Annotated in this window: 5 protein-coding genes; 2 read left to right on the top strand and 3 right to left on the bottom strand. The window is 72.8% G+C overall.

Annotation, left to right across the window (positions count from 1 at the left end; all coding sequences use genetic code 11):
• Together V7Z97_RS18715 and V7Z97_RS18710 are read left to right on the top strand one after the other, a co-directional pair.
• On the top strand, positions 1-2,217 hold a 2,217-nt coding region (locus V7Z97_RS18715), incomplete at its 5' end, for a TonB-dependent receptor (RefSeq protein WP_334164957.1).
• 93 nt (positions 2,218-2,310) lie between these two features.
• Complete coding sequence (locus V7Z97_RS18710; protein ID WP_334164956.1) at positions 2,311-3,021, top strand: class I SAM-dependent methyltransferase; 711 nt, start codon at positions 2,311-2,313, stop codon at positions 3,019-3,021.
• 4 nt (positions 3,022-3,025) lie between these two features.
• On the opposite strand, the gene V7Z97_RS18705 is transcribed toward V7Z97_RS18710, so the two are convergent.
• The 3 genes from V7Z97_RS18705 to V7Z97_RS18695 form a co-directional block, all read right to left on the bottom strand.
• A complete protein-coding gene (locus V7Z97_RS18705; RefSeq protein ID WP_334164955.1) occupies positions 3,026-3,463 on the bottom strand; it encodes a helix-turn-helix domain-containing protein in 438 nt (145 codons plus the stop codon).
• A gap of 203 nt (positions 3,464-3,666) precedes the next feature.
• Positions 3,667-4,623, bottom strand: coding sequence for a hypothetical protein (locus V7Z97_RS18700; protein WP_334164954.1), 957 nt, complete (start codon positions 4,621-4,623; stop codon positions 3,667-3,669).
• Between the two features lie 83 nt (positions 4,624-4,706).
• Positions 4,707-6,620, bottom strand: coding sequence for an O-linked N-acetylglucosamine transferase, SPINDLY family protein (locus V7Z97_RS18695; RefSeq protein ID WP_334164953.1), 1,914 nt, complete (start codon positions 6,618-6,620; stop codon positions 4,707-4,709).
• Between the last annotated feature and the right edge of the window lie 66 nt (positions 6,621-6,686).

Raw genomic sequence — 6,686 nt, 5'->3', positions numbered from 1 at the left:
ATCGAGGAGATCGTCGTCCTCGGCCGCGGCGAGGCGCGCCAGGTCCAGACGGTGAGCGGCGAGGAGCTTGCCCTGGAGACCCCCGGCGCGAGCCCGCTGAAGCTCGTCGAGAAGCTGCCCAACGTGAACCTGCAGGCGGCCGATCCCTTCGGCTCCTACGAGTGGGCGGCGCGGATCTCGATCCGCAGCTTCAACCAGAGTCAGCTCGGCTTCACCCTCGACGACATGCCGCTCGGCGACATGACCTACGGCAACCACAACGGCCTGCACATCTCGCGCGCCATCGCCGGCGAGAACGTCGGCGCGGTGGAGCTGGCGCAGGGCGCCGGCGCGCTCGACACGCCGTCGGCCAACAACCTGGGCGGCACGCTCAAGTACGTCTCCCGCGACCCGCGGACGGACTTCGGCGGCGTCGTGGCGGCGACCGGCGGAAGCGAGTCCACCTGGCGCGGCTTCGCCCGCCTGGAGACCGGAGAGCTCGCCACCGGCGCGCGCGGCTTCGTCAGCTATTCCTACAACACCGCCGACAAGTGGAAGGGCGCGGGCGAGCAGCGCCACCAGCAGGTCAACGCCAAGCTGGTCCAGCCGCTTGGGGACGCGGCGTCCCTCACCGGCTGGGTCAACTGGTCCAAGCGCCGCGAGAACGACTACCAGGACATGTCCCTGGGGATGCTCGACCGGCTCGGATACGGCTGGGACAACATCTCCGACGACTGGCCCCTGATCGTCCGCATCGCCGAGATCGCCAACAACCGCGGCGACACGGGCGTGACCCCGGCTCGGCCGTCGGCGGGGACCACCTACCCGTCGCCGATCCTCTCCACCGACGACGCCTACGCCAACGCGGCGGGCCTGCGCGACGACCTGGTGGGCGCGGTCACGCTGCGACTCTCGCCGAACGAGAGCGTGGACTTCCGGGCCACCGCCTACCTGCACAACGACGAGGGCCAGGGCCTGTGGTTCACCCCCTATGTGCCGTCGCCGAACTATGGCGTCGCCGGGGCGACCCGCGACAACGCCCCGATCTCCATCCGCACCACCGAGTACGACCTCGGCCGCCAGGGTCTGGTGGCCTCCGGTACGGTGCGGATCGGCGCGCACGCCATAAACGCCGGCGTCTGGTTCGAGAACAACGAGTTCAACCAGGCCCGCCGCTACTATGGCCTGGGATACGACGCCCCCGGTCGCGACAGCCTGGAGATGCAGGAAGGGCCCTTCCGGACCGACTGGGAGTACGACTTCGGCACGACCACCTGGAAGGTCCACGTCCAGGACACCTGGACGGTCACCGAGGCGCTCACCGTCAACCTCGGCTTCGCCTCGCTGTCGGTGGAGAACGAGGGCCGCACGGTCTTCGCCCGCACCGAATCCCTGCGCAAGAACGGGACCATCGAGGCCAGGGAGGGCTTCCTGCCGCAGGCCGGCGCCCGCTTCGCGCTTTCCGAGGACAGCGAGCTGTTCGCCGGCTACGCCCGCAACATGCGCGCCTTCCCGAGCTCGGGCACGTCCGGTCCGTTCTCCACCACCCAGGCCGGCTTCGCCGCCATCCAGGACACCCTCCATCCGGAGATCTCGGACACCTTCGAGGGCGGCTGGCGCTTCCGCACCGCGGGCTTCCAGGGCGTGCTCGCGGCCTACCATGTGAAGTTCAAGGACCGCCTGTTCGCCGTGCCGGTGGGCTCCGGGATCGTCGGCAATCCCTCGGCGCTCTCCAACGTCGGCGGCGTCACCGCCAAGGGCTTCGAGGCCGCGGGCGCCTGGGACATCACCGACCGCTGGTCGGCCTTCGGGTCCTACGCCTACAACGACTCCGCCTACGACGACGACACGGTGGACGGTAACGGGGCGGTGGTCGCCCGCACCGCCGGCAGGACCACGGTCGACACGCCGCGCCACCTGGCCAAGGCCGAGCTCGGCTACGACGACGGCGCCCTCTTCGGGCGGCTGTCGATGTCCCATATGAGCAAGCGCTACTTCACCTACGAGAACGACCGCAGCGTGCCATCCCAGACGCTCGCGGAACTGGCTCTCGGCTACCGCTTCTCCGGGTCGCCGTGGCTGGAGGGGCTGGAGGTCCAGCTCAACGTCTCCAACCTCCTCGACGAGAAGTACATCTCCACCATCAACTCCAACGGCTTCCCGCTGCGCGGCGACAGCCAGACCCTGCTTCCCGGCGCGCCGCGGCAGGTGTTCGCCACCGTGCGCAAGGCCTTCTGATTTGACCGGACTGGAGGGTCCGGGCGCTCGTCCGGCCCTCCCTCTTCGTGGTCCGGGCTTGCGTCCGTCCGCCGCGGCGCGGATCGTGGGCCGATGAAATCCAGCCTGCTCGCCGCCCTCTCGCTCGCGCTCGCCGCCTGTTCGCAGCCGACGGACGCCCAGCCGGCGCCGGCGGCGGCGGCGACCTTCCCCAGGCCTGACCGTCCGGTGGCCGACATCGTCAGCCCGGTCTGGTCCAGCGGTCCCGACCGCGACAAGGCCGACGAGAACGGCCAGCTGGTCCGCGGCCTCGGCATCCGCGCCGGCATGGCCGTGGCCGACATCGGCGCGGGCTCGGGCTACCACACGATCCGGCTGTCGCCGGTGGTGGGGCCCGAGGGGCGCGTCTATGCCCAGGACGTCATGGTGGACTACCTCGCCGACCTCAAGGCCGAGGTGGCGCGGCGCGGCCTGGCGAATGTCGAGCTGGTGGTGGGGACGCCGGACGATCCGCGGCTGCCGGCGCCGGTGGACCGGGCCGTCCTCGTGCACATGTACCACGAGGTGGAGAGCCCCTACGCCCTGCTCTGGAACCTGGCGGATTCGCTCAAGCCCGGGGCGCGGGTGGGGGTGATCGACCTCGACCGCCCGACCCGTCGGCACGGCACGCCGCCGGCGCTGCTGAAGTGCGAGTTCGAGGCGGTGGGCTACCGTCAGGTGGGCTTCACGACGCTCACCGGCGGCGGCGGCTACCTGGCGGTGTTCGAGCCGCCGGCCCCGGGACGGCGGCCGGAACCCGGCGCGATCCGTCCCTGCCGGGCCTGAGCGGTCAGGCGGCGGCCGTCTCGGCCTCGACCATCGCGCGCAGCAGCTCCACGACCTTGCGGCGCAACCGGGGGTCGCTGAGCTTGGGGAAGTTGGAGGCCAGTTCCAGGCCCTCGGCGGTGAGCAGGAAGGCGTGCGCGCCGGACGCGGCGGCCGCCGCCTCGCCGTCCTCCGGCAGGCCCTCGTAGAAGTAGTTGATCGGCACCTGCAGGGCGCGGGCGGTCTCCCACAGCTTCGAGGCGCTGACGCGGTTGGCGCCGCGCTCGTACTTCTGGATCTGCTGAAAGGTGATGCCGAGCGCGTCGGCGAGCTTGTCCTGGCTGAGCCCCAGCTCCTTGCGGCGCATGCGGATGCGCAGGCCCACGTGACGGTCGACCGGATGGGCGTCCGGGTCGGTCGGCGTGGCGGCGGTAAGGCTCGCGGCCTTGAGCGGCTTGGTCATGTTCAGGGTCGCCCCGACGTTGGTCTTGGCCTCCGGGCCGGGCGACAGTCGCCCGCCTCGAGGTGTCGCCCTTAGTGGCCTGAAGCCAACCGCCGGTTGAAGCCATCGCCATACCCATTTTGGGGCCTTCGAGGGGAAAGTGCGACCAGCCGCCGCAGAAAATCGGCGCGGATCGTACCCGGCGTACGAATCGCCGGCGTGCCTCAGCCCCCTGACGCCGCCCGCTGCCGTTCCCACTCGGCGATGACGCCGAGCCGGGCGAGAGCCGCGAACATGCGGGCTACGTTGGCGTGGTTGTCGGCCATCAGCTGCACGAACTGGGGCCTCGCGAGCACATGGGACGGCAGCACCAGGCCGTCCGGCCCCCGCACGCAGAGCCGGTCCTTGACCAGACGCGCGGCGTGCCGGCGCACCGTCTCCTCCGGCACGCCGAGGCGGGCGCTGAGCTCGGCCACCCTCACCGGGCGGCGCATTGCGTCGGACGTGAAGCCGTCGGGCCCTTCCGCCGCGCGGCCGCGGACCTCGGCCGTCAAGTCCTCGGTGTTCGCCCGCAGGACGGCGAGCAGGATCAGGCCGCGCACCAGGTCGCCCACGTGTATCGCGAGCAGGTCCACCATCCGCAGCACATAGTCCGACGAGATCCGCACGATGGCCCGAACGGGCGCGCCGGACGCAGCATTGAGCGCGGCGGCGGGCTCGGCGGCCGGCAGGTCGGCGAGAGCGTCGAGCTCGCGCAGCCGGAAGTAGAAGTCGCGCAGCAGCTCACAGGTGCCGATCACCGCCTCCCGGTGGCGCGGCGAATGCAGGGTCGCGGCCGGCACATAGACGCCCTGCGGCGTCACCTCGCACTCGCCGGCGGCGGCCAGGCGCGCGATGTGCCGCCGCGCGGTCTCGTAGGGAAGGCGCAGGGAACGGGCGATGGCGCTCACGCTCACCCGCCGCCGCAGTTCGTCGGGCGGCGGCGCGTCGTAGTCGCCGTAGGTCCGCTGCAGGTCGGTGTCCCGCGTCAGCGGGCCGATATTGGCCTGCACGATGGTGAGCAGCAGGACGCCGTCCAGGAACTCGCGATCCAGGCGGCCGATCTGCACGAGGTCCAGGAGCAAGGCCACGGAGAGGCGGCCGACGAGCCTGAGCCTGGAAAGCGGCGGGGACTGGGGCATGGCGGTTCAGGCGCACGGACTGGGGCCGCCAGCCTCGACCCGCATCGAGGCCGGCGCAACCCCGGGTGCAAGCTGATCGCCGATCAGGCTGCCATCGCGCTCGCGATGAACGCCTCGAATTCGACGACGGCGCGCGCATCCTCGTAGAGTCCGTCCAGCGCCTCGACCGTCGCCGTCCGCAGCGCCACGCGCCGGTCCGGGTCGCCGCCCAGGGCGACGGCCAGCGCGGCGTAGTCCTCCAGGCGCTGGATCACGGGGGCGTCGGCGAGGCCCATCTGCCGGTAGGCGCCGGCCACATAGCGGCCGCGGGCGAAGCGGCCGGGCCAGGTCACCGTCGGCGTGCCTGCCGCCAGGCTCTCGTAGAGGGTGACGCCGCTGCCGAAGTGGATCGGGTCGAGCAGCACGTCGAAGACCGCGCAGAGCCGGGCGAAGTCCCCGCCCGCCACCCGCGGCAGGAAGACCACGCGGTCCAGCAGCCCCGGCGCCTGCCGTTCCCAGCGGACCTTCAGCAGCCTCGTCCAACGGGGCTCGGGGGCCGCGGGCACGACGATCCAGCCCCTCGGATCGCGCGCGGCGATCTCGGCCAGCACGGCGTCGAACTCCGGGTGCAGCTTGAACAGGCTCTGCGGGCAGCCGTAAAGCGTCCCCATATCCGGCAGGCCGAAATCGGCGCGGGAGGCGGCCTCGGGCGCCGCCGGCCGGGGATAGAAGCAGGGCAGCCGCGCCAGCCTCGCCAGCCGCTCGCTGTAGTGCGCCTCCGCGCCCTCCGGCTCGGTCAGGGCGGAGGAGACGAACCAGTCCATCGTGTCCAATCCGCTCGTCACCGGGTGGCCGAGGCTGGTGAACTGCGCCGGCGCCAGCCGCGCATAGGCCAGCCAGTAGGTCGCGGAGCTCATCCCCACGTCCGGGTGGAACAGGGCGTCGAGCGCGAGGTCGGCGATCCGCCGTTGCTGGGCGGCCAGCGGGCCGGCCAGCGTCACCGCCCGGTCGGCCGCCGCGTCGAGCGCGTCGCGCACCGGGTCGCGAACCGAGCCCGGTCCGTGGATCACCGTGACTTCGAACCGCGCCCGGTCGAGGCGCTCGACGAAGCCCCGGTAGAAGCGGCCGATGGAATGGTCCCGGAAGAAGTCGGAGAGGAAGCCCACCCGGATGCGCCGTCCGGCCGGTGGCGTCCATGTCGCCACGTGCGGCGCCTCGAAGGTGAGCTGCGGCGCGCGGGCCCTGAACAGCCGGCACAGCCGCTCGGCCAGCGGCCGGTCGTCACCGCCCTGGTAGGCCAGGTTGAACCAGCGCACCTGCCCCAGCGCCTCGAGATCGACGGGCAGGGACGGCGCCTGCTCGAGGGCCGTCAGGCCGGCTTCGAACCGCGCTCGCGCCTCGGTGGCCTCCGCCGCCGAGGCGGGGATCACCGGCAGCGCCAGGGCCTGGCGCGCCGCCGCGGCGAACGACGGACTGAGCGCGTGCGCCTCGCCGTAGGCGGCGCGGGCCTCTTCGGTCCGGCCCTGTTCCTCCAGCACCCGGCCCAGGTGCAGGCGGACCTCCGCCGATCCGGGCGCAGCCGCCGCCGCCGCCCGGCAGGCGGCCTCGGCCTCGTCCAGCCGGGCGCCGCGCCGGAGCAGGATCACCAGGTTGCCCAGCGCCGCGGTCAGCCGCGGCTCCAGCGCCAGCGCCTGCCGGTAGTGGGCCTCGGCCTCGGCCGCGCGGCCCTGCGCCAGGCACAGGCCCGCCAGGTTGTTGTGCGGCTCGGCCAGCGAGGAATCGAGCCGCAGGGCGTCCCTGTAGGCCGCCTCGGCCTCGGCCAGCCGGCCGGCCTGGTGGAAGGATAGCCCCAGCGCCGCGAGGAAGGCGGCGAGCGCCGCCGGCGGGCCGCCCGCCGCCTCCGCCGCCCTGAGCGCCGCCGCCGCGCCCGCGAGGTCGCCGCGGCGCGCGCACGCCTTGGCCTCGGCGACGTGCGTCGCCGCGTCGGACCGGTCGGGATCGGAGGGGGCCGCGGTCATGCTGATGCTTAGCGCGGCTGGGGCTCGGAGGGGAAGTTGGCCGGCCCCGCGGGGGCAGTAGGGGGG

This window comes from Phenylobacterium sp. (genome assembly GCF_036821595.1).
Lineage (GTDB): Bacteria > Pseudomonadota > Alphaproteobacteria > Caulobacterales > Caulobacteraceae > Phenylobacterium.
This window is presented reverse-complemented; position numbering and strand designations above follow the sequence as displayed.

Coding starts and splice junctions, on each gene's coding strand:
- V7Z97_RS18695 (WP_334164953.1), bottom strand. CDS start 6,620: ATGACCGCGGCCCCCTCCGATCCCGACCGGTCCGACGCGGCGACGCAC.
- V7Z97_RS18700 (WP_334164954.1), bottom strand. CDS start 4,623: ATGCCCCAGTCCCCGCCGCTTTCCAGGCTCAGGCTCGTCGGCCGCCTC.
- V7Z97_RS18710 (WP_334164956.1), top strand. CDS start 2,311: ATGAAATCCAGCCTGCTCGCCGCCCTCTCGCTCGCGCTCGCCGCCTGT.
- V7Z97_RS18705 (WP_334164955.1), bottom strand. CDS start 3,463: ATGACCAAGCCGCTCAAGGCCGCGAGCCTTACCGCCGCCACGCCGACC.